At 68.7% G+C, this 22129-nt stretch carries 23 protein-coding genes and 2 pseudogenes; 13 read left to right on the top strand and 12 right to left on the bottom strand.

Annotated elements, in window-relative coordinates; genetic code table 11:
• Window positions 1–220 precede the first annotated feature (220 nt).
• The 3 genes from JOF43_RS12390 to JOF43_RS12380 all read right to left on the bottom strand — a co-directional run bounded on the left by JOF43_RS12390 (window position 221) and on the right by JOF43_RS12380 (window position 3176).
• Entirely contained in the window at window positions 221–1147 is a 927-nt protein-coding gene (locus JOF43_RS12390) for a GHMP family kinase ATP-binding protein (RefSeq protein ID WP_209902429.1), read from the bottom strand.
• Entirely contained in the window at window positions 1147–2040 is an 894-nt protein-coding gene (gene rsmA / locus JOF43_RS12385) for a 16S rRNA (adenine(1518)-N(6)/adenine(1519)-N(6))-dimethyltransferase RsmA (RefSeq protein ID WP_209903296.1), read from the bottom strand. Before rsmA ends, JOF43_RS12390 begins: the two co-directional genes overlap by 1 nt.
• 131 nt (window positions 2041–2171) lie before the next feature.
• Window positions 2172–3176 carry a TatD family hydrolase gene (locus JOF43_RS12380; protein WP_209902427.1) on the bottom strand — a complete coding sequence of 335 codons (1005 nt, stop codon included), beginning with the start codon at window positions 3174–3176 and terminating at the stop codon, window positions 2172–2174.
• Between the two features lie 274 nt (window positions 3177–3450).
• Here JOF43_RS12380 and rpmF point away from each other — a divergent pair, with 274 nt between their 5' ends.
• Window positions 3451–3621, top strand: coding sequence for a 50S ribosomal protein L32 (gene rpmF / locus JOF43_RS12375; protein WP_209902425.1), 171 nt, complete (start codon window positions 3451–3453; stop codon window positions 3619–3621).
• Between the two features lie 181 nt (window positions 3622–3802).
• Here the strand turns inward: rpmF and rsmI are convergent, their stop codons facing one another.
• Window positions 3803–4645, bottom strand: a complete 843-nt coding sequence (gene rsmI, locus JOF43_RS12370) for a 16S rRNA (cytidine(1402)-2'-O)-methyltransferase (RefSeq protein WP_209902423.1) — start codon at window positions 4643–4645, stop codon at window positions 3803–3805.
• 83 nt (window positions 4646–4728) lie between these two features.
• Between rsmI and JOF43_RS12365 the strand changes: the two genes are divergently transcribed.
• Window positions 4729–6330, top strand: a complete 1602-nt coding sequence (locus tag JOF43_RS12365; protein WP_342592168.1) for a dolichyl-phosphate-mannose--protein mannosyltransferase — start codon at window positions 4729–4731, stop codon at window positions 6328–6330.
• Window positions 6331–6415: 85 nt separating this feature from the next.
• Window positions 6416–8548, top strand: a complete 2133-nt coding sequence (gene malQ / locus JOF43_RS12360; protein ID WP_209902420.1) for a 4-alpha-glucanotransferase — start codon at window positions 6416–6418, stop codon at window positions 8546–8548.
• Here the strand turns inward: malQ and JOF43_RS12355 are convergent.
• The 4 genes from JOF43_RS12355 to JOF43_RS12340 all read right to left on the bottom strand — a co-directional run bounded on the left by JOF43_RS12355 (window position 8535) and on the right by JOF43_RS12340 (window position 11360).
• Entirely contained in the window at window positions 8535–9008 is a 474-nt protein-coding gene (locus JOF43_RS12355; RefSeq protein ID WP_209902418.1) for an S-ribosylhomocysteine lyase, read from the bottom strand. The two genes, malQ and JOF43_RS12355, sit on opposite strands and share 14 nt — an antisense overlap.
• Window positions 9009–9078: 70 nt before the next feature.
• Window positions 9079–9624 (bottom strand): LysR substrate-binding domain-containing protein, encoded by a 546-nt coding sequence (locus JOF43_RS12350; protein WP_209902417.1) that lies wholly within the window; start codon window positions 9622–9624, stop codon window positions 9079–9081.
• 202 nt (window positions 9625–9826) lie between these two features.
• Window positions 9827–10651, bottom strand: a complete 825-nt coding sequence (locus JOF43_RS12345) for an alpha/beta fold hydrolase (RefSeq protein ID WP_209902415.1) — start codon at window positions 10649–10651, stop codon at window positions 9827–9829.
• On the bottom strand, window positions 10644–11360 hold the full coding sequence (locus JOF43_RS12340; protein ID WP_209902413.1) for an alpha/beta fold hydrolase: 717 nt from the start codon (window positions 11358–11360) through the stop codon (window positions 10644–10646). Before JOF43_RS12340 ends, JOF43_RS12345 begins: the two co-directional genes overlap by 8 nt.
• A 64-nt stretch (window positions 11361–11424) precedes the next feature.
• On the opposite strand from JOF43_RS12340, the gene JOF43_RS12335 reads away from it, so the two are divergent.
• From JOF43_RS12335 to JOF43_RS23350, 3 genes are all read left to right on the top strand, one after another.
• The gene (locus JOF43_RS12335; protein WP_209902411.1) at window positions 11425–11763 is read left to right on the top strand and encodes a hypothetical protein; all 339 of its coding nucleotides are present in this window, start codon (window positions 11425–11427) and stop codon (window positions 11761–11763) included.
• A 531-nt stretch (window positions 11764–12294) separates the two neighbouring features.
• Window positions 12295–12621: a helix-turn-helix domain-containing protein gene (locus JOF43_RS12330; RefSeq protein WP_245354100.1), complete on the top strand. Its 327-nt coding sequence runs from the start codon at window positions 12295–12297 to the stop codon at window positions 12619–12621.
• A gap of 14 nt (window positions 12622–12635) precedes the next feature.
• A complete protein-coding gene (locus JOF43_RS23350; protein WP_209903345.1) occupies window positions 12636–12833 on the top strand; it encodes a hypothetical protein in 198 nt (65 codons plus the stop codon).
• A gap of 195 nt (window positions 12834–13028) precedes the next feature.
• Here JOF43_RS23350 and JOF43_RS12320 read toward each other — a convergent pair whose 3' ends face one another.
• Window positions 13029–13373 (bottom strand): LmrA/YxaF family transcription factor, encoded by a 345-nt coding sequence (locus JOF43_RS12320; RefSeq protein WP_377783859.1) that lies wholly within the window; start codon window positions 13371–13373, stop codon window positions 13029–13031.
• 42 nt (window positions 13374–13415) lie between these two features.
• Here JOF43_RS12320 and JOF43_RS12315 point away from each other — a divergent pair, with 42 nt between their 5' ends.
• Both JOF43_RS12315 and JOF43_RS12310 read left to right on the top strand, forming a co-directional pair.
• Complete coding sequence (locus tag JOF43_RS12315; protein WP_209902385.1) at window positions 13416–13706, top strand: transposase; 291 nt, start codon at window positions 13416–13418, stop codon at window positions 13704–13706.
• Window positions 13703–14338, top strand: coding sequence for an IS3 family transposase (locus tag JOF43_RS12310; protein WP_209902406.1), 636 nt, complete (start codon window positions 13703–13705; stop codon window positions 14336–14338). Before JOF43_RS12315 ends, JOF43_RS12310 begins: the two co-directional genes overlap by 4 nt.
• On the opposite strand, the gene JOF43_RS12305 is transcribed toward JOF43_RS12310, so the two are convergent.
• Window positions 14307–15704, bottom strand: coding sequence for an IS30 family transposase (locus tag JOF43_RS12305; RefSeq protein ID WP_417281628.1), 1398 nt, complete (start codon window positions 15702–15704; stop codon window positions 14307–14309). The two genes, JOF43_RS12310 and JOF43_RS12305, sit on opposite strands and share 32 nt — an antisense overlap.
• Before the next feature lie 43 nt (window positions 15705–15747).
• On the opposite strand from JOF43_RS12305, the pseudogene JOF43_RS12300 reads away from it, so the two are divergent.
• From JOF43_RS12300 to JOF43_RS12290, 3 genes and pseudogenes are all read left to right on the top strand, one after another.
• Window positions 15748–16056: pseudogene (locus JOF43_RS12300) on the top strand (integrase core domain-containing protein); the annotation flags it as partial.
• A gap of 415 nt (window positions 16057–16471) precedes the next feature.
• Window positions 16472–17512, top strand: coding sequence for a formate/nitrite transporter family protein (locus JOF43_RS12295; RefSeq protein WP_209902403.1), 1041 nt, complete (start codon window positions 16472–16474; stop codon window positions 17510–17512).
• A gap of 404 nt (window positions 17513–17916) precedes the next feature.
• Complete coding sequence (locus JOF43_RS12290) at window positions 17917–18894, top strand: hypothetical protein (RefSeq protein WP_209902401.1); 978 nt, start codon at window positions 17917–17919, stop codon at window positions 18892–18894.
• Window positions 18895–19606: 712 nt separating this feature from the next.
• On the opposite strand, the gene JOF43_RS12285 is transcribed toward JOF43_RS12290, so the two are convergent.
• Window positions 19607–20218 (bottom strand): TetR/AcrR family transcriptional regulator, encoded by a 612-nt coding sequence (locus JOF43_RS12285; protein ID WP_377782866.1) that lies wholly within the window; start codon window positions 20216–20218, stop codon window positions 19607–19609.
• A 36-nt stretch (window positions 20219–20254) separates the two neighbouring features.
• Between JOF43_RS12285 and JOF43_RS12280 the strand changes: the two genes are divergently transcribed.
• Both JOF43_RS12280 and JOF43_RS12275 read left to right on the top strand, forming a co-directional pair.
• On the top strand, window positions 20255–20725 hold the full coding sequence (locus JOF43_RS12280) for a nuclear transport factor 2 family protein (RefSeq protein WP_209902399.1): 471 nt from the start codon (window positions 20255–20257) through the stop codon (window positions 20723–20725).
• An 83-nt stretch (window positions 20726–20808) separates the two neighbouring features.
• A pseudogene (locus JOF43_RS12275) lies at window positions 20809–21290 on the top strand (helix-turn-helix domain-containing protein); the annotation flags it as partial.
• Window positions 21291–21605: 315 nt separating this feature from the next.
• Here JOF43_RS12275 and JOF43_RS12270 read toward each other — a convergent pair.
• Window positions 21606–22103, bottom strand: a complete 498-nt coding sequence (locus JOF43_RS12270; RefSeq protein WP_209902396.1) for a MarR family winged helix-turn-helix transcriptional regulator — start codon at window positions 22101–22103, stop codon at window positions 21606–21608.
• Window positions 22104–22129 lie beyond the last annotated feature (26 nt).

The raw sequence follows: 22129 nt of genomic DNA, 5'->3' as shown, positions 1-22129 counted from the left end.
CTACATCGGAGGTGACGGCGAGAAAGTTGCTGCTCGTCGCGGCCCGCACGAGGGCCAGCAGGTCTGTCCCGCAGAAGCGCCTTACTGCTCGTCACTGCGTTCGCGACCCCACACCCGAGGCAGCAATCCGAAGGACCATCATTCGGAAACCTGTCAAGAGGCCCCGCAATATTGTGGATAACGCACTACTGTGGAGGGCCAGCGATCTCCGGAAAGCACCTCAGCTCTCCTCGAGCACACCCACCCCGGGTGCCGACCCCCGCACCACCCGGCACGTCTCGACGAGCTTCTCGCTCGTGAGCAGAGCGGCGACCTCCTGCGCCTGCGCGTCGTCCTCGACGAGCACCGCGACCGTCGGCCCGACTCCCGAGACGACGGCACCGAAGGCGCCGGCTCGTTCCGCGGCCTCGACCAATGATTCGAGGTCCGGCAAAAGAGCGAAGGCGGCCGCTTGCAGATCGCTGTGCAGGGTGCGGCCGAGCAGGGAGGCATCGCCGCTGCTGAGCGCCTGGAACTGCTGCTCGTCGATCTCGGGCCGCGCGGCAAGGTCGCGGCCCACGGCCAGGGCGATCTGATCGTGGCGCCGGTACACCTCGGCGATCGACAGCCGGCCACTCGGGCAGGCCAGCAGCCACGTCCACTCGCCATGGGTGAGGACGGTGGTGAGGTCCGCGCCGGTGCCGCGAGCGAGCGCCGTGTGGCCGAGCATCGCGAACGGGACCTCCGCCCCGAGCCGTGCCCCGAGACGGCGTAGCTCCTCGCCGGGCAGCGCGAGGCCCCACAGCCGGTCGAGTGCGACCAATGTCGCGGCGGCGTCGGCCGCTCCTCTGCCCAAGCCGCCCGTGTCCGGCACCTGACGTCGGATCCGGAGCGCGGCCCCGTCGGTCACTTCGTGCTCCTCGCGCAGGAGCTGCGCAGCGCGGAGGGCGAACTCCGTCCCGTCCCGGGGCTCCTCGCGCAGGCTGACGTCGTCGATGCCGGCCACGAGCCGGTCGTGCCGGGTCGCGGTGATCATCTCGTAGACGTCCACTGCCTGGAACATCGTGGCGAGGCGACGGTCCCCGCGACCGTCAGCGGCGCCCACGGCGAGGGACACGGTGATCGTGCCGGGGGCGCGCACCACCACCCGGTCCAAGCCCTCCGTCATCAGGTGATCCCGCCGCTCGCGCGGGCGATCGCGCGGAACTGCTCGATCCCGAGCGTCTCCCCACGCACACCCGGGTCGATACCGGCGGCGCGCAGGATCTCCTCGGACCGCACCGCGCTGCCGGCCCAGCTCGCGAGCGCGGCGCGCAGGGTCTTGCGACGCTGAGCGAAAGCGGCGTCGACGACGGCGAACACCTGCTCACGCTCCTCGGGTCCGCCGAGCGGCTCGTCGTACCGCACGAGCTCGACCAGGGCCGAGTCGACGTGAGGGACCGGCCAGAAGATGTGCCGTGAGATGCGGCCGGCGTTCACGGCGCGGCCGTACCACGCGGCCTTGACGCTAGGGCCGCCGTAGGTACGCGACCCGGGACCCGCGGTGAGCCGGTCGACGACCTCGGACTGGACCATGACCAGCGCGGACCGGATGGACTCGAAGCGCTCCAGGATGGTCAGCAGGATCGGGGTGGCCACGTTGTAGGGCAGGTTCGCGACCAGGACGGTCGGCGCTCCGGTGCGGGGCAGCTCGGGGAGCTCGGTGATCCTCAGCGCGTCGTCGTGCACGAGACGGAATCTGTCCTCGGCGACGCCCCGGGCCCGCAGCGTCAGCGGCAGCAGCTCCGCGAGGCCGCGATCCAGCTCGACCGCGGCGACGTCGGCCCCGGTCTCGAGCAGACCGAGGGTGAGCGATCCCAGGCCCGGTCCCACCTCGAGCACGGCCCGGCCCTCGGCGACGTCGGCGCGGCCGACGATGGTGCGCACCGTGTTGGGGTCCATCACGAAGTTCTGGCCGCGCTGCTTCGAGGGCCGGATCCCGGCTTCCTCGGCGAGCTGGCGGATGTCGCGCGCTGTCAGCAGCAGATCCCCGGCCGACGGGTCGTGATCCGGACTCCCCACCGTCGGGTCCCGATCCGACCCCGCGGCCGACGGCTCCCGTCGCTGGTCCAGTCGTCCGGCCTCCGCACCCGGGCCGGCCTCCGCACCCGGGCCCGTCTCCGCTCCCTGCGCGCCCCGCGGCGTGGAGCTGCTCATGCGCTCGTCGCTTCCGGCCATCGGTAGACCTGCTCGGTGGTGGCGCGCACGGCGCGGCAGGCCTCCTCCAGCCCGGTCTGCGTGACCTCGGCGATCGTCGCCATGGTGAGCGGGATGAGGTAGGAGGAGTTCGGCCTGCCCCGGTACGGGACGGGGGTGAGGAACGGGGCGTCGGTCTCGACCATCACGCGTCCCAGTCCCACCTCTGCGAGCGCACCACGCAGGCCGGCAGCGTTCTTGAACGTCACGGTGCCGGCGAAGGAGAGGTACCAGCCGCGGTCGACGCAGGCGCGCGCGAACTCCGCGTCGCCCGAGAAGCAGTGGAAGACGGTACGTTCGGGGGCGCCGTCCGCCTCGAGGATCTCGAGAACGTCCTGGTGGGCGTCACGGTCGTGGATCTGCAGCGGCAGGTCGAGCTCCTTGGCGAGCGCGATGTGCGCCCGGAACGACTCGATCTGCGCGGCGCGGGCCTGCTCGTCCTCGCGGGAGGTGCGGAACCAGTCCAGTCCCGATTCCCCCACCACGACCATGCCGGGACCGGTCAGCAGTTCGGAGACCTCGGCGATCGCGGCGTCGAGCCCGATCAGCGCCTTCCCGTCGTGGTCGGAGCCGCGGGCGTGCAGCGCCGCCTCGTTGGGGTGCACGGCGACGCCGCCGCGCAGGGTGGCCGGGCAGGTGTCGGAGGCCAGCAGCGCGGCGGTCCAGCGCACGGCCTCGAGGTCCGAGCCGATGGTGATCTGCGCGTCCACGCCGGCTGCCTCCGCGCGGGCGACGTGGTCGTCGACGCCCAGCGACTGCTCACCGTCGGCGAAGTCGAGGTGGCAGTGGTTGTCGATCACCGGGAACGGCAGCGGCTCGGGAGTCGGCGGCCAGGAGCGGTCGCGGGAGCGCCCGCGGGGATCGATGTCCTCGCGGCTGCGCACCGGGGCCGGGGAGCTCGCCGCGGGAGCGGCCCCGGGAGCCGGGGTCGCTGCGGTCTCTGTCTCGTGCGGTGACGGCATGCGACCATGGTAGGAGGGTCACCGACCCCACCGGCGCGTTCGCCCGCACCTCGAGCAGGTCGCACGGGCCGCCCGGCACCAGGTGGGCAGGGCACCGGTGGGATAGCTCACGGGCCCTCAGGGGCGCGAGTTCACGCCCGATGTGACAAGATGGGTCGTCGTTGCGCGTCCTTTCGTGCACCCGAGCGCCCCGATTCCGCTGGACCGGGTTCGGGTCGCTGCTCGGGACGGATGCCAACGCTCGTTCATCTCCGGACCGTCAAGGAGCGTCCTCATGGCAGTGCCCAAGTTCAAGTTGTCCCGCGCTCGGACCCACGCCCGTCGCTCGCAGTGGAAGGCCAACAACGACGGCCTCGTGCAGGTGACGGTCCGTGGCCGCACCGCGTCCGTCCCGCGTCGTCTGGCCAAGGCGTACCAGCGCGGCCTCCTCCAGATCGAGGACTGATCCCCGCGGGCCCTCGGCCCGTGCAGTGATCCACCTTCCGAAGCCTCCGGCACCTGGTGCCGGGGGCTTCGTCATGTCCGCTCCGGGGCCGGGCCACCAGGCAGGGCCGACGATCCTCACCCGCGCGCCCCGGCCGACGCCACGGCGCCCGCGGTCCTCGCCCGCGCCCCAACCCGGGCTGCTACTCCCGTCGGCGCACCGCCAGGTCGTAGAGCTCGCTCGCGCCGACCCCGGGGCTGGTCCGGGCCAGCTCCTTGGCCGCGGTCTTGAGCCGCTCCCCCGCCGCCGCGCGGGCCAGGACCTCCTCGACGAGGTCCTCGGCGTTCTTCGCGACAGGTTCCGCTCCCGCCACCACGATCACGATCTCGCCCAGCACCTCGGTGGACTCCGCCCAGTCGGCGAGCTCGCCGAGGCCTCCGCGGATGATTTCCTCGTGGGTCTTGGTCAGCTCCCGCGCCACGGCGGCCCCGCGGTCTCGCCCGAAGGCCTCGGCCATCGCGGCGAGCGTGGCCGCGGTGCGGCGCGGTGACTCGAAGAACACCATCGTGCGCTGCTCCTCGCCGAGCGGTTCGAGCGCATTCGCGCGGCGGCCCTCGCGGCGCGGCGGGAATCCCTCGAAGGTGAAGCGGTCCGGGGCGATCCCCGAGGCCGCCAGCGCCGTGAGCACCGCGGAGGGTCCCGGGATCACGGTGACCGGGTACCCCGCCTCAGTGGCGGCGCGCACCGCACGGAACCCCGGGTCGGAGACCGCGGGCATGCCCGCGTCGGTGACGATCAGGACGCGCCGACCGTCCTCGAGCGCCTCGAGCAGCACCTCGGTGCGCTCGGCCTCGTTGTGCTCGTGGTACGAGATGATCCGGCCGGTGGTCTCCACCTCGAGGGCGGCGACGAGGCGCGCCAGGCGCCGGGTGTCCTCGGCGGCGAGGAGGTCGGCCTCCCCCAGTGCCCGCATCAGGCGCACCGAGGCGTCGAGCGGGTTGCCGATCGGGGTGGCGGCGAGGGTGAGGACTCCGGGCTCGAGCATCCGGCCATGCTAGCCACCCGTCGGCCCCGGAGCCCGCCCGGGGGCCACCCGGGGCGCGGAGACAGATGTCCTAGCATGTGCAGGTGCACACGGAGGAGGAGACGAGCCACCGGGCCGACGTCCAGGACGAGCCCGCCGCCCTGGAGTCCTCCTACCGTCGGCGTCTGAAGACCTTCGATCTCCCGGTCTCCCGAATGGCCTGGGCCGGGGCGATGGCCCTGTTCGGCCTCGCGCTCGTGCTGCGGCTGTGGGGCCTGGGCGGGATCGACGAGCTGATCTTCGACGAGACCTACTACGTCAAGGACGGTTACGCCCTCACCCAGGAGGGCGTGGAGATGTCGTGGCCGGACGACCAGGACGACGTCTTCGAATCCGGCGATGTCGATTCCTACGAGGACACCGCGTCCTACGTCGTCCATCCACCGCTGGGCAAGTGGCTGATCGGCCTGGGGATGATGGTGCTGGGCGCCGACAACCCCGTGGGCTGGCGGATCTCGACGGCCGTGCTCGGGGCCGTCGCCGTCCCGATGCTGGCGTTCATCGCGCGGCGTCTGTTCCGCTCCACCACCGTCGGGCTCATCGCGGGGCTGCTGCTGGCGGTCGACGGCCTGGCCATCGTGCACTCGCGCACGAGCTTGCTCGATCCCTTCGTGATGTTCTTCGCCCTGGCCGCGTTCGGGGCGCTGCTGATCGACCGCGACCGCTTCCGCGAGCATCTGGCGGTCCAGGCGGCCCGGTTGCACACCAGTGCCACGGTCGCTCCCCCGCTGGGGATCTCCGGCGGACTACGTCCGTGGCGGCTGACGGCCGGGGTGCTGCTGGGCATGTCCTGCTCGGTCAAGTGGTCCGGTCTGTACTTCCTGGCGGTCTTCGGGATCATGACAGTGCTGTGGGACTGGTGGGCCCGACGCACCATCGCCCAGCGGCGCTGGCTGCTGGGCGGGCTGGTGCGCGACGCGATCCCCGCCTTCTTCGCCACCGTGGGCACGGCGGTGGTGGTCTACCTCGCCTCCTGGAGCGGCTGGTTCGCCTCGTCGGTGGGGTACAACCGACACCTCGCGGAGCAGGACGGCGCGAGCACCGGGAACGGGGTGCTGGACTCGCTGCTGTCCTTCTGGTTGTACCACCGGCAGGCTTACGAGTTCCACATCGGCCTGGACTCCGAGCACCCCTATGAGGCGAATCCGCTGGGGTGGCCGCTCATGCTGCGGCCGACGAACTTCTACTACCGCACCTACGAGTACGGCGAGCACGGTTGCTCGGTCGCCGAGTGCGCCTCGCACGTGCTCTCCGTCGGCAATCCGCTGATCTGGTGGCTGGGCACGGTCGCCGTGCTGGTCACGCTGGTGATCGCGATCGTGCGATTCGACGGCCGGGCCTGGGCGGCGCTGGCGGGGATCGCGGCCGGGTACCTGCCGTGGCTGATGTACATGGACCGCACGATCTTCACCTTCTACGCCATCGCGTTCGAGCCGTGGCTGCTCATGTGCCTGGCCTACGTACTGGGTCTGGTGATCGGTCCGTCCGGGTCCGACGGGGAGAGACGCCTGGCCGGAGGTCTCTTCACGGGCTCCCTGCTGGTGCTGATCGTGCTCGTCTCCGCGTTCTTCTGGCCGATCTGGAGCGGCGAGGTGATCGACCTCGAGCAGTGGAGGTTCCGCATGTGGCTGCCGTCCTGGACCTAGAACGACGCCGGCGCCGTCGCTGAGTGAGCTGCTGCCCATCACCGGCACGGCGCCACCCGCGGCACCCGATGTGATCGCCGTTACGATGAGCCGCACGGCTTCGGACTCCTCTCCGCTGCGCGATCTCGCCCGGGACCTCGGCGTCGGCACCGACTACCGGGGATGGGACGGCACTCGCCGGGACGTCGCCGACGCCACCTTGCGCGCGGTCCTCACGGCCCTCGGGGCGGAGGTCTCCTCCGAGCAGGACATCGCCCGCATCCGCGCCGAGCACGAACGCGCACCCTGGGAGCGCACCCTGCCGCCGGTGACCGTGCTGCGCGAGGATCTCGGCACCACGGTCCCCATCCACGTCGAGCACGGCGCAGCGGTGGCGGCGCACCTGCTGCTCGAGGAGGGCGGGCGAGAGGATCTCGCGCAGGTCGAGGACTTCACCCCGCCCTACGAGCTGGAGGGTCACCTGCGTGGTCGTGCCCGGTTCCGTCTTCCCGCCGGGCTGCCGCTGGGCTGGCACCGTCTGGTCGCCGAGACGGCGTCCGGCCCGTCTCAGGCGGACGTGGTCGTCACCCCCGCCCGGCTGACCACCCCCGATGCCTTCGTCGCGCGGCGGGGCTTCGGCCTGCAGGCGCAGCTGTACTCCGTGCGCTCACCACGGTCGTGGGGCATCGGTGACCTCGGTGACATGCAAGATCTCGCGGCGATCGCGGCCACCCGGCACGGTGCGGACTTCCTCTTGGTCAATCCGCTGCATGCCTCGTATCCGACCCCGCCGGTCGAGCCCTCTCCGTACCTGCCCGTCACGCGCCGCTTCGCCAGCGTGCTGTACCTGCGACTCGAGGACGTCGCGGAGTACCGGGACCTGCCGGACGTCGCCCGGCAGCGGGTGGAGCTCCTCCGGCGCCGGGTCGCGGGCTGGAACGCCCGGGCGGACCATCTCGAGCGCGACGGGGTGCTCGCGGCGAAGCTGGAGGCGCTGGAGGCGCTGTTCGCCGTGCCGCTGACGGCGGGGCGGCGTGCCCTGCTGGAGGCCTATCGCCGGCGGGAGGGGCAGGGCCTCGAGGACTTCGCTCTGTGGTCCGCGTGGGCGGAGCGGGCGCGCGGCACCGTCGAGGAGTCCCCGCTGGACGCCCTCGACGACGCTGCCGTCGGGCGTGCGCGGGATGAGCTGTCCGGGCGGATCGAGTTCCACATCTGGACCCAGTGGCTGCTCGACGAGCAGCTGGGGGCCGCGCAGGCCGCCGCGCAGGAGGCAGGCATGCGCCTGGGCATCATGCACGACCTCGCGGTCGGGGTGGAGCAGATCGGTGCGGACTCCTGGCGTCTGCGCGAGGTGCTGGCCCGGGGCGCCTCCGTCGGGGCGCCGGCGGACCAGTACAACCAGCAGGGGCAGAACTGGCATCAGCCGCCCTGGCACCCGGAGCAGCTGCGCGAAGCCTCCTACCGGCCCTGGCGCGACATGCTGCGCACTCTCATGCGCCATGCGGGAGCGCTGCGCATCGACCACGTGCTGGGGCTATTCCGTCTGTGGTGGATCCCCGAGGGCCATGAGGCGTCCGACGGCGCCTACGTCTCCTACGACCACGAGGCGATGATCGGCATCCTGGCGCTGGAGGCGCATCGCTCCGGCACCGTGGTGGTCGGCGAGGATCTCGGCACCTTCGAGCCGTGGGTGCGCGACTACCTGGTCGATCGGGGGATCCTCGGCACCTCGATCCTGTGGTTCGAGCACGACGACGCAGGTCGCCCGCTGCGGGCGGAGGACTACCGCACCCTGTGCATGTCCTCGGTGAACACGCACGACCTGCCCCCGACCGCGGGCTATCTGGCCGGTGACCACGTCGCACTGCGCCATGAGCTGGGCCTGCTCGAGCGCGATCTGGAGCAGGAGCAGGCGGCCGACGCCGCCGGGCGCGAGCAGGTCCTCGACGTCCTGCGCGAGGAGGGTCTGCTGGAGCCCGGGGCCGACATCGAGGCCACCGTGATCGCCCTGCACCGGCATCTGGCGCGCACGACGTCGATGCTGCTGGGGGTCTCGCTGGTGGACTGCGTGGGCGAACGCCGGATCCAGAACCAGCCGGGCACCGACGAGGAGTACCCGAACTGGCGCATCCCGCTGGCCGATGCGGACGGTGAGGTGGTCGGCGTCGACGAGATCGCCGACGACGAGCGCACCGCGCGGTGGCTGACGGCGGTCCGCGAAGGGCTCAGCTCGCGGTGACCTGGCCCCATTGCTCGCGGGCGTCGAGGAAGGCGCGCGCGGCGTCCTTCGCACCCTGCAGCGTGTGGTGAGCACCCCAGCCGCACTGGATCTCGTTGGCGGCGGGCACCTCGCCGGCCGCGAGGAGATCCACCAGCGTGGCCTCCAGGACGGGGGCGAAACCCTCCGGGGCGTGGTCGCCGGCCAGCAGCACGTAAAAACCGGTGCGGCACCCCATCGGGGAGACGTCCAGGACGTCGTCCGAATGGTTGCGCATGTGCTCGGCCATCAGGTGCTCGAGCGAGTGCACGGTCTCGGAGTCCAGGTGCTCGGTGTTGGGCTGGGTGAAGCGCACGTCGAACTTGGTCAGCACGTCGCCGCCGGGTAGTTCCTTGCGGTCGGCGATGCGCAGGTAGGGGGCGGCGACGGTGCGATGGTCGAGGTTGAAGCTCTCGACGTTCATGCGGGGCTGCTCGGTCATGGGGTCTCTCCTCGGGAACTCGCTGTCTGGACTGATCTGCCTGGGTCGGTCTGCCGTGACTGGTGCCGTCTCAACGGCTGGAACGGGGGGTGCGGCCGCGGACGACCCCGACGAATTCCTGGCGCAGCTCGTCGTCGTCCGCGCGGGGCCAGGCCAGGGCGATGCGGGTGGGGTCGGCGTCTGTCAGGGGCCGGTGGACGACGTCCTTGCGATGGTGGAGTCGGGCCAGTGACAGCGGGAGGCGGGTGTAGCCGACCCCGCTCGCGACCACCGCGACCTGCTCGGCGGCGTCGTCGGGCCCGGCGGTGGGGATCTCCGTCTCCTGGGCGAGCTCGGTCTCCGACAGCTCCTCGTACAGGCTCAGCACGTTCTCGGCGCTGACGACGATCGCGGGTCGCTCCTCCCACAGGGGCACCAGGTGGAGGTCCTCGGAGGGAAGTGGCAGCCGCACGAAGCACATGTCGACCTCGCCGTGTGCGAGCGCCTCGCGCTGGGTCGAGACGGGCACGGGGACGGTGTCGAGCATCGCCGGTCGGCGGCCCGCGCGCCACCGGCGCACGAAGCGGTCGGGTTCGACGCCCGGGACGAAGCCGACGCGCAGCACGGGATGGGTCATGGCCCCAGCCTACGGCGGGGCGAGGCGGGGGATGTCGTCGGCGTTCACAGTCCGTCGGGCGGGGCCGCCGGCCGACGCGCCGTGCAGAGGATCCCGGCTCGAGGAGCGCGCCATGGCTGGAACCCGCTCCTCCCTGCCCTGCGCCACCGCGCTCGGTCCCTCGGCCATCTCCTGCGCACGGGCCACCTGCCGGGCCGAGGGGTCAGTGCGACGGCGGGGTGCCGTCGAGCACGCGCAGCAGATCTTCGGTGAAGCGCTCCGGCTGTGTCAGGTTCACCAGGTGGGTGCCGTAGCCGAGCGTCACCACCCGTCCGCGCGGCGCGGCTCGGGCGAAGGAGCGTTCGTGCATCCGCAGCTGGTCGAAGCGGGGGCTGAGGATCGTCACCGGCACCGGGATGCGGCGGAGCTCGGCGCGCAGGTCGAGCCCGGTGACCGCCGCCATAGTGGGGACCACCACCTCGGGTCCGGCCCGGCCGCCGCGCCGGTAGGCCTCCACGCCGCGCGGGCCGAGCACGAGGGAGTGGATCAGCGGGACGGAAGAGTCGCCGGCCCGCTCTCGTCCGGACCGGCGGGGGCCCCGAGGCCCGGAACCCGGCAGGTGGTCGACCGCCCGTAGGGCGAAGCCGTACAGGCGTGCACTGCGCGGGCTCGGCTGCACGGCGGAGCCGCAGAGGGTGAGGCTCGCGAGCGGGCTCCGCATCGCCGTGTCGGACGAGCCGTGGGCGCCCGTCCCTGGGGGATCGATGTCGGACCCGTACAGCGCGGCGGCCGCATGGATCGCGAGCATGCCGCCGAGGGAGGATCCGACCAGGTGCACCGTACCGGGGCCGGCGCCGGCCCCGTGCACCGCTCCCAGGAGCGTCGCGGTCGCCGACGAGAGGGTGAACGGTTCGCCGCGACGCATGCCATGACCGGGCAGGTCCGGGGCGACGGTCCTGTACCCGGCCTGCTGCAGCCCGGGCAGCTGCAGGTCCCACTGGCTCGAGGAGGTCCGGGCACCGTGGACGAGCACGACCGCCTCAGACACCGCTCACGCTCCTGGCACCGGCTGCGCGGCGCAGCACCTTGGCGAAACGCTTGGGCCGGGAGAGGTTCGCGATGTGCCCGGCGTCGTGCAGCACCACCAGCTCGCCGTCACCTGCCGCCCGCAGGAACAGGTCCTCGTGCCGGCGGAAGGGGTCGTGCTCGCCGTTGACGAAGGTGATCGGCACGTCGATCGCGCCGACGTCGGCGAGCAGGTCGAGGGACCCGATCATCCGCACCACCGTGGGCACCACCCCGCGGGCGCGGCCGCCGCCGTAGTACCGGCGCGCCGCCTTGCGGGTGTGGCGTCGGGCGAAGGCGCGCGCCACGCGGGAGTCCGAGTCCCCGGGCAGCCAGTCCTTCATGCTCATCCACAGTCCGTACAGGCGGGCGCTCGCGGGGCCGGGCACGATCGTGCAGTCCGCAGCGACCACCGCTGTCAGTCGCTGAGGGTTCTGCGCTGCCCAGTGCAGGGTCAGGTACCCGCCGAGGGACAGACCGACCAGCAGCGGAGGCTCCTCGCAGGCCGCGACGGCCCCGTCGAGGGTCGCCAGCGCACTCTCGAGGGTGAAGGGCTCGCCACGACGCCGGCCGTGTCCCGGCAGATCGGGGGCGATCACCTGGTAGCCGCGCTTGCGCAGGCGTCGCACCTGCCCCTTCCACATGGTGCGCGAGGAGCGGATGGCGTGGATCAGCACGATGCTCGTGGTCATCGCACCCCTCCCCCGGTCCGTGGCTCCCGCAGGGAGCGTACCCGGGCGGGGCTACGCTGGCGAGGTGCCCAGCTACCGTATGCATCTGCCCGTCGGCGCCCTGCGTCCCGGCACCTCGCCGGTCCAGGTCGAGGAGCAGGCGGTGCTCGCGCTGGGCAGTCGCCACCACGTCGAGCGCACCGACCTCGAGGCGCCGGTGCTCGGCGCCCGTCGCGTCGGTCGCCTGGTGCTTCGCTTCCAGGTCGAGGAGACCTCGCGCAGCGCCGAGGACGAGCAGGCACGGGCGGCGCTCGCCGCGGTGATCGAGCACGTCGAGTCCTCGTGGGCGAGCATCGCCCCGGACGAGTCGCTGCTGCTGACTTGCGGCACCGGCGGGAGGTTCCGGCCGATCCCGCTGGGATGAGGTCGTTCGCCGGGCCGCGGCTGCGGCGGTCAGGGGCCGGCTCGCCTCCATCCCGGTCCGGGCCCGCCTCCTGACCGTTCGACACCTGTCTGTCACACCAGGTCAGCAACGTTATGCACCCGTGACTGACTCTCTGACCGCAATGTCCGACTCGCCGGATAAGATCTCTTTCATCGGAGAGGAGCCCCCCATGCTTGAGACACTTGTTGAGGATGACCCCCTGGCGGGAGAGGACTTGGACTGCGACTGCGGAGTCTGCGTCATGGACGAGGCCGCGGCACGGAATTGATCAGCCTGCAAGCCTGCAGATGACCCACTCACGGGGCATCAGAAAACCCCCTCCCGACCGAGTTCTCGACTGGCGGGAGGGGGTTTCTCTCTGTGGTGGACCTCCGTAGAGAGTTTGAGAACCCTTCCTCGGCCCTGGTAACCGTGGCGTCACGCAGGTCGCGTAGCGTCTACAAGGCGGATCGGCGGCCGTTGGAGCCGACTGTGGTGGACTCGCGAGGTCGGATGGTCCGTGCAGTTGGGATGACTCAAACTTTTCTGATCCCGGCTCAAGTAGACGAGCTGGTGGCCCGGTACCAGGCGGGTGCGACGCTTGTTGAGCTGGGTGAGCGGTTCAGTGTTCACCGCCGCACGGTGGCGGCGCATCTTGTCCGCCGGTCTGTCCCTATCCGCGGGCGCGGCCTCGATGAGTCCCATCTCGCCAAGGCGGTCGAACTCTACGCGGATGGTTTGACGCTCATGGAGGTCGGCTCGCGGTTCGGGGTCAGCCAACAGACGGTCAGGCGCGCACTCGCCGCGGAAGGTGTCGTGATCCGACCGGGCGGGCGCCGCGCGCGGGTCAGCGCTTGATGTGTCTGTCGCAAATGGACGAGCGGATCGCGGCGGTCAGAATGTCCGGCAGCATTGCCGTGTCGGCGAGGAGCGCGCTCGCGGTCGGCGGCGTAGACGGTCACGCCTGCGTCGTCGAGGTCTGCAACGACTTGCGAGGAGGCGGGGACGGTGCGGACGAGCCGGTCCAGGCTGGCGACGACCAGCACGCAGACCTCCCTGCCGAGACGTAGGAGAGCGGCCATACCAGCTCCGACCAGGCACCCGTATGGAAACAAGAGAAGCGGCGTGGGGAGGCCGGTCATGTCCTGTGCTGCGCGGCCTCGTTCTGGTGGTCGAGGTGGGCTTGGAGGTGTGGCCTGGCCTCGAAAGCGCCTGGACAGCTGAGCTTGCGCGTCCAAGCGGCTCATCGCAGGTGCAGCGTGGCGTCACCGGAGTGATGTGACGGGCTTCGGTGGCTGCGTGACGAGATCGGGACTGGCGATTGACTTGGCTTCGGCGAAGGCTTGGACATCCTGCCGATAACTGGCGGTCACGACGGCACCATCGAGAAGCAGCATCCACCGGCGTGCGAGGCGGTCGGCAGGTTCGACGCCTGCCGCGGTCAATAGCTCTGCGAGGTAGCCGGTGACGGCCGCTTTGTGCGCGGCGGCGCGGGCGTGGATCGGGTCAGCGGGGTCGGCGATCTCGGCCATGGTGTTGACGAAGGCGCACCCCCTGAAACGGGTGAGTTCCGCACGCTCGGCGACCGCATTGGACCGTCCCCGCTTCAGTGGACACGGGTGTGACTTTCATCTGATCTGGGAGGCATTCTCGTGGGATCGACACGCCGGCGTTTTACCGACGAGTACAAGCAGGAAGCAGTTAGTTTCGTCATCGATGGCGATCGGAGTATCGCCGAGGTTGCACGCAATATCGGCGTGCACGAGATGACGTTAGGGAAATGGGTGAAGAAGGCAAGGGAGCAGGGAGTCGACCGGCAGCAGCCGCTGACTGTGGATGAGCGTGAGGAGTTGGAACGGCTTCGGGAGGAGAATGCCCAGCTGCGGATGCAGGCCGAGTTCGCAAAAAAAGTAGCGACCTGGTTCGCGAACGACCAGCGGTGAAGTTTGCCGCGATCGCGGACTGGGCGGAGCAGAAGCAGTTCAAGATCGAGTTCATGTGTGAGCAGCTCGGGGTGTCCACGTCGGGCTACTACGCCTGGCGGGGCCGGGGCGAGTCCGACCGGGACCGCGCCGACCGGCGGCTGACCCGGCTGATCACCGGGCTGTATGAGGGGCTGCGGGGCAATCCCGGGGTGCGTCGGATCCATGCCGAGCTGGTGGCTGTGGGGCACCGGATCTCGCGGAAGCGGGTGTGGCGGCTGATGCGGGCCGCCGGCCTGCAGGGCAGGCACCCGAAGCCGTGGAAGCGCACCACGGTGCCCGGTGAGCAGCCGGTGCCGGCGCCGGACCTGATCGGCCGGGACTTCAGCGCCACCGGGCCGGACCGCAAGTGGTGCGGCGACATCAGTTACGTCAAGACCTGGGACGGCTGGGCCTACCTGGCCACGGTGATCGATCTGTACTCGCGGCGGGTGGTCGGCTGGGCCGTGGCCGACCATATGCGCACCGAGCTGGTCACCGACGCGCTCACGATGGCGCTGACCCACCGCCGGCCCACCGGTGGAGTGATCTTCCATTCCGACCGGGGCAGCCAAGGCGAATTCAACCGGTGGACGCAACACCATCGTGTTTGAGTAACTGTAGCTGCTCGGTGAACACTTCCGCGGGAGTCTTCCAATCGAGTGCTTTCCGGGGCCGGCTGTTGAGCGCGAGAGCGACGGCGTCGAGGTCTTCGGCGCTCCATCGGGATAGGTCGGTGCCCTTCGGGAAATACCGGCGCAGCAGGCCGTTGGTGTTCTCGTTCGTCGGTCGCTGCCAGGGCGAGTGCGGATCCGCGAAGAACACCTTCGTGCCCGTGTCGAGTGTGAACTGTGCGTGCGCGGACAGTTCCTTCCCGCGGTCCCAGGTGAGCGTCTTGCGGAGCTGTTCTGGCAGGCGAGTCATCGACGCTGTCAGTGCGGCATTCATCGCGACGGCTCCGTAACCGGCCAGCGCGGGACCGTTCTTAACTCGCGGGGCCTCTCCATAACCCTCGAGGCGGGGCAAGTGCACCAGCAGAGTTGAACGGCTCTTCCGCTCGATGACGGTACCGATCGCCGACCTATTCGTGCCGATGATCAAATCGCCCTCCCAGTGCCCCGGGACGGCCCGGTCATCGGCTTCGGCGGGGCGCTCGCTGATGACGACGTCCTCGGTGACATGACCTTGCGGCTTGTTGCGCGAACGAGCGCGAGGCACGCGCAACGCACGCCCCGTGCGCAGACACGCCACGAGTTCTCGTTTCAACGCGCCACGGCCCTCGATGAACAGGGACTGGTAGATCGCCTCGTGGCTAATACGCATGGACTCATCATCCGGGAAATCCACCTTCAATCGACGTGAGATCTGCTCCGGGCTCCACGCCGTCGACCACCGCCGATCCTGTCGATGCGGCTTGTTCCGTCCTTTCCAATCCGGCACCTCCGGTCCGGCCACGATCGTCCCGTCCGGACGGTGAACACGACCGTCAAGTCGCTCTTGCACATAATCGTGCAGGAGCAGGTTCACGACGAGCTTCGCCGGTTTCGGACGCCTCGCCATCAGCTCCGCTTTCCACTGCGCGACCGACGCCCGATACTCGAGCCTCCCGCCGCGAGTCGCAGCATTGCGGCGCAACTCACGAGAGATCGTTGCCGGATCGCGGTCGAGCCTGCGGGCGATCTCCCGAACCCCCACATCCTGCGCGCGCAGGATCGCGATCTCCTCCCGCTCAGGAAATGACACGTATCGTCCGACGGGGTCGGCCAGCTCGATCGTGGGCATACCGCCACCCTGTCGGAACCACCGAGCTCCGACCGCAGATGACACACCCACCGCCACCGCAGCGCCCTCCGACGACCGCCCGAGCGCCACGCCTTTCCAGAACTCGCGCTCGACGCTGCGCCGCGTCTTCGGTGCACCGGGCGAGATCATCGGGGTTCGTCCCGTCAACTCCTTCAACCAACCTGCTGGCCGTCCCATCAACACCTCCAGAATCAGAGTGTTGCGTCCACCGGTTGAATTCGCCCAGTATCGGGCCATCCGATACACCGAGCGCCTCGCCGACGCCGACGCCGTCGCGTCCGTGGGATCCAAGGGCGACAGTTACGACAACGCCCTCGCCGAAGCGTGCAACTCACTCTACAAGGGCGAACTCGTCCGCAACCGCGGCCCCTGGACTGGCATCAACGACCTCGAAATCGCCACCGCCGAGTATGTCGATTGGTTCAACCAGCGGCGCCTTCACGGCGAACTCGGCCAGATCCCACCCGCCGAATACGAGGCCCTACACGCCCCCGCACAAGCCCAACTGACCCTCATCGAAACCAACTAAATCACCCTCTATGAAACTCGCCGCTTGACAGACCTGCGTGGCACATTCCGCAAGTTCCTCAACCAGTTCGCAACGCCCTTCCAACCGAGCTGGGTGTTGCGCCTCCACCCCAGACAGTTGTGAACACGATCGGGTGCCGTCCTGGGCTGTGATAAGAGCCGTGCAGCAATTGCCTGGAGCCGTGCACGTCGGCTGGCGGGGTCTGGCTGTCGTTCAGCGCGTCCTGACGTGGGCCCGCGAGTGTCCCCTCGGACCGCCAAGGGAAGGTCACGACCACCTTCTGCTGTCTGAGGGGCCGGCAGTCGGTTCGCTGGACCGGTTCTTGAGTGTCTCGACAATATGCTGATCCAGCTCCCGATCTCTGTAGGCGGGCATTGCTCGACCCACGTTCCAAGACCGTAACCGAGGGACACCCATGGCATCTGAATCCGGGCGGTTGAGCGCGCGCGAAATCTACGCGCGCGTTCTCGTTGAAGCTCGCTCCGAACTGAATCGCACGGCGAGTGCGCTCGCCTTCTCCGGCGTGGCGGCCGGCTTTTTCATGGGGCTCACCGGTTTGGGCGTATCCAGCGCACTCGCGGCGTTGCCCGGCCACGAGGACAAGCTCGTCGCAGGGGTTCTCTACCCCTTGGGATTCATCGCGGTGGTCATCGGGCGCGCTCAGTTGTTCACCGAGAACACCCTGTTCCCAGTCGTGTTGATCCTCGAGGAACGTCGCCATGTGCTGGCGACGTTGCGACTATGGACGGTGGTGCTGTGTGCCAACGTGCTGGGCGCACTTATTTTCGCGACGCTGACCGTGGCCACCGGTGCGTTGAAACCGGATGTGCTTACCGAGCTGGTGCAACTGGGTGCCACGACGGCACATGCGCCGATGATGCGTGTGTTTACCAGCGGCATCCTCGGAGGCGCGATGATCGCGTTGATGTCGTGGCTGGTCACCAGCGCCCGAGGCACGATCGGGCAGATCGCGCTGATCTGGTTGATCACCTTTCCCGTGGGTCTACTGGGCCTCGCCCACTGCATCGCCTCCAGTGGCTACATCCTGGCGTCCGTGCTTGTCGGAGCCACTTCGGTGGGGACGTTCGTGGCGTGGTTGGGCGGGGCCACCGCAGGCAACGCCATCGGCGGTGTCCTGCTCGTCTCGCTGCTCAACTACGGCCAGATCCGGGCCGGTGCGCAGATGAGCCGTTTCCGTGAGCGCCGCATCTTGGAGAACGAGGCGGACTACCACCGCACCAGCGCACGACTCTGGCAGCGCATGTCGGACAACGATGCGACCGAGGACACGGCACGGTTCCCGTGCGAATGCGCTAACGCACGCTGCTCGACGGAAATCTCGATGACTGCCAGTGCCTACCGACACTTGCGTACCCACCCCCGGTGGTTCGTCGTGGCCAACGGGCACCAGGCCCCCAGACCGAACCCGTCGTGGGGGAGCACCACGACTACCTGATCGTTGAACGCGGCTCCACGGGGAGGAACCAGATCTTTCGGCCCCTACTCCGCTGGGGCGATGCCCGGGTGTCCCGACCCGGCGCGGAGTGAAGGACTCGCCCCCACCATTGCCGTTGAGCTGTCAACAACCGCAACCTCGATCGCCCAGAAGACGACGAGGTCGACTGCCGGTGCCCCGTACCGTGGCCACTCGGCTATCAGAAGACTGTTTCTTATGTTGAAGCTAGCTGATAGTCTCACGGTATGCGGGACACCGAGGCGGACGAGATCCCTGACAGGCCGCTCCCTGGCGTTTTCAGTCTCGCCGAGCTCGATCAGTTGGTGACGTGGACGCTGGTGCGCGCCTGCCGCTTCGTGTTTATTAGGAATAATCATGCAATTCTGAGTTAAAGGAGAAAAATAATGCCGTTGCTGCTGACCCGGTCCGATCTCCGTCCCCTCGCAGCCGACGACAACGCGCTTGATGGTGCGATCAATGCGGTCGAGGCGTCGCTGCTGCGCAGTCATGCTGGCGACAGCGGTGAGACCATCTTCGCCGGCCTGGGGCTGCCGAACGGCGATGAGTTGGCCAGCCAGTTCGCTGCTTGTTCGACGGACGGGGCCAGTCTTCGGATCTTTCCGAGAAAGTATGAGGGAACTCGTCGCAACGCCCGGATCGGCATTCAGATCAGCGGGGTGACCGGGGAGATCGAGAGTGTGATCTCGCTCGACGACCTCAACGACTTGCGGACCTCCGTCCCTGCGGCGGTGGGGGTTCGCCACCTCGCGCCGGAGGGGGCCGACACCCTGGCGGTGCTCGGGAGCGGAGCCCAGGCTCGCAGTCACGCGAGCACGCTCGCACGGGTGATGCCCCACCTGAAAACTGTCAAGGTCTGGAGCCCGACCAAGAAGAATCGAGAGGCGTTTGCCGACGAGATCACGCAGCGTCTGGGGGTGACCGCGACCGCGACCGATACCGGCGACGCAGCGGTCGCCGACGCCGACGTGATCACCGCTGCTGGCCGCTACACCCCCGGGGAGCCGGCCCTCCCCGATCCGACAGTGGTTCGCCACGGCGCGGTATTCGTCAGCATGACCGCGGCGGGCATGAACCTCATGCCGCTCGGCGCGCGTCTCGCTGTCCCGACAGCCCAGCGACCGGAACTCGTTGCGCACGGCTTCTCCAGCGGATTCCTCCGGCAAGGTCCGCCACAGACACCGCCGGACGCAGTGGAGCTTGCCGAGGTCATCCTCGGAAATGTACCGGCACGCCGATCGCAGTCGGACACCGTTGTGTTCGAACTGGCCGCACCCTATCTCTGGGATCTGCCGATCTTGGCGTGGATCAGCGATTGGGCCACCAGGAACGGAATCGGTTCAATCACCGACTTCTCAGATTGAGGAACAACAGCGAAATCATGTAGTTTGCAGTCGCGTGGTGTGACCTGCCGTCGCACGGCGAGTCGCGTCGTCCTCGGCGGCAGGTCCTCGTAACGAAGGAGTAGCCACACCCGGAAGCACGGCAACTCACGACGAACGCCGCCGATCGGTACCTGGGTTGCCGCGCAGCAGGCATGGTCCACACCGAATGATCCCTCAACGAGCCTGATGGCCACCGACAGCATGAGTGCCGTCGGTGACATCGTCGAGCGGTTAAGACGTCGCACGCGCCAAGCAGGCTTTGCTCGGTCCGTGTGACCTCCGATTGCGGCACTGGTATCAGCGTGCGGTGTGGCCGAGAAACGGTGGCCGAATCGTGAGTGCCGACCTGTTCACGCGCCAAAACCGGCGCCTGTGCAGTGAACGACATGAGGGCCTGGTGTTTCTCGATCCAGGCCGCGACCGGACTGTGCGCCCGTGCGGGCAGGAACTGATGTACTGTCAAGTGTCAAGCTCCTCGACGAACACCGCCAACGCATCGAGGCCCAGATCCACGCGCTCGAAGAATGCCGCTCGCTGATCGAATGGAAGGTCGGCGTCTACAGCGAGCACCTTCAAGCCGGCACCGCGACTGGGCTATGTGCTCCCGGGCACGGAGCCTGGTCGCCGCGGGCCAGGCGTCAACAACCTCCTGCCCCGCAACAAATGTTGTGGGACGAGACCTTGTTGACACTCAGTTGATGAGGGCTTCGGTGGCGGCCCGGGCGGGTCGGGCGGCCTTCGGGTCTCCAGTGATCGCGGCGGTGACGATCGCGCCTTCAGCAAGCAGGCTCACGGGTTCTGCTGGCACGTTCGTGGCAGCCTCGACCCATTTTGTGATCTGTTCGTGGAAGGCCTGCTTGTGTGCACGCACTTCGGCGAGGATCGCAGGTGAGGTGGAGCCCAGTTCGCCGTATGCGTTGATCCACGCGCAGCCGCGATAGTCAGGATCGGCGAACCATCGCTCAAGCCAGTCGAAGATCGACAGCACCCGTTCGCGGGGATCCTCGTGCTGCTCCACATATGCGGTCAGGCTGGCTCGCCAGCGGCGATCTCGTTGCTGCAGCACCGCAACGACCAGGTCTTCTTTCGTTGAGAACATTCCATAGATCCGCTTCAGGGGTATCCCTGCGGCGGTGCGGATGGCATCCATACCGACCGCCTGGATGCCACGTTCATAGAAGAGCGCTTCGGCGGCGTCCAGGAGCGCGGCGCGGCTGTGGGTCTTCTGTTCTTCGCTGATCGGCGCTGGCGCGGGAGTCCTTCTTGACGTTGAGAACGGGCGTTCCCTACGATAGCCGAACAAGTGTAGAGAACGCCCGTTCTTTACAAGGAAGGGATCATGAACGAACCACGCCCGCCGTTTCCTCCGTTTCCTCCGTTCACTGCAGAAGCCGCACTGCAGAAGGTGCAGGCAGCCGAGGACGCCTGGAACACGCGCGACCCGCAGCGCGTCGCCATGGCCTACACGCCCGACTCGGCGTGGCGTAACCGCGACGTGTTCGTCACCGGTCGTGAGGAGATCATCCAATTCCTGACCAGCAAGTGGGAGCGCGAGCTCGACTACGCCCTGCGCAAGAGCCTGTGGGGATACCGCGAGAACCGCATCGCCGTGCGTTTCCAGTACGAGTGGCACGACGCGACGGGGCAGTGGTGGCGCAGCTACGGCAACGAATTGTGGCAGTTCAGCACCGAAGGCCTGATGAAACGACGCGAGGCCAGCATCAACGACGTGCAGATCGATGAGGTAGACCGGCGAGTCTTCGGCCCGCGACCAGAGAGCGAGCGCGGCGTCGAGATCCCGCTCCGGTAGTCAGCCCACCAGCCTTGTCCCTTGAGGGGGTGCGCCTGGCCGCACCTGGCCGGGTGGCCTCGTCGTTTACAGAGAGCAAGTCAATGCCACATTCCAATTCACCGCTATCCATCGAAGGGGTGTCGACGTCTCATCGAGCGCTGTCGGAGCCGCCCAATCGCCACCGAGATGGGCATCTCCCGGGCATGTGCCAGTAACTGGGTCAACCGATATCGTCGCTGCGGCGAGCTCGGGCTGCGCGACCGCCCTTCCACGCCCAGGCATCAGCCTCACGCCACACCAGGCAACGTCGTGGTGCGGATAGAGCAGATGCGACGTGACCACAAGTGGTCGGCGGGCCGGATCACCTTTGAACCCCGCGCAGAGGGTGTACCGATCGGCCGCCGTACAGTGAGCCGCCACCTCGCAGCGCTCGGACTCAGCTGTCGGCGGCTCGTTGATCCCAGCGTGGACCTGAACCGCGAGCCCGCAAGATCATTGCTCGATGGGAGGGCACATGGTCCACGTCGACGTGAAGAAGGTCGGCCGTGTCCCCGACGGCGGAGGCTGGCGCATCCACGGCCGCTGCCAGCCAGCGTGCACCGATGGCCAGACAGGGGACGGCCTGGTTCAACGACAGCACTACCGAGGCCTTATCCGGGTCGTGGGAGATGAGACGGTGCCGTTGTGGGGTGGTGATGGCGAATGCTGCGAGACCATAGAACCCTATTGCGGCCAGCGACCAGGCGTAAACGGTGTGGGTGAAGGCGATGAAGGCGAAGCTGAGGATCAGCCACAGCTCCCACGGCCCACCTCGTTGCGGTCCGGCACGAACCTCGGCCACTCCCACCGGTCACGGTGGCGATGTGCTGCATGTGACCTCTGGCAGACCCAACTCGCCTCACCCATCCACGACGTCGGGGTCCACACACGTCCAGGCGGCGGCGAGAGTATCGAGTTGGTCGGTGGTCAGGTGCTCGAGGAAGCGGCTGCGGATGCCTGCAATGTGGGTGCGGTGGGCGCGTCCGAACTGCCGGACGCCTTCGGGGGTGAGTGTGGCGGACGATCCACGGGCGTCGCCTTCGACGTGTGAGCGCTCGACGAGTCGGCGGGCTTCGAGGGAGCCGACGATCCGGGTGAGGCTGCTGCGCGGCTGTAGGACGGTCTCGGCGAGTTCAGCCATCCGCATCGACCGGCGTGGCGCGGCGGCCAGGGCGACGAGCACGTCGTAGTCGGCCATCGACAGGTCATGTCGGGCGGTGAGTTCCTCGCCAAGTTCCCGGCGGAGCCGATGCGTCAACCGCAGCATCCCCCGCCAGGCGGCCAGCTCGCTCGCGCTCAGTTCCTCGCCTGCCTGGCTGCGCGGTTCTTCGAGTGGGGTTGTTCCATGTGGAATCATGTGCCTAGTCTAGTCGTTTCACATGG

The organism is Brachybacterium sacelli, from assembly GCF_017876545.1.
GTDB lineage: Bacteria > Actinomycetota > Actinomycetes > Actinomycetales > Dermabacteraceae > Brachybacterium > Brachybacterium sacelli.
Note: the sequence above shows the minus strand (reverse complement) of the source record. Positions and strands in the feature narration are given on the sequence as shown.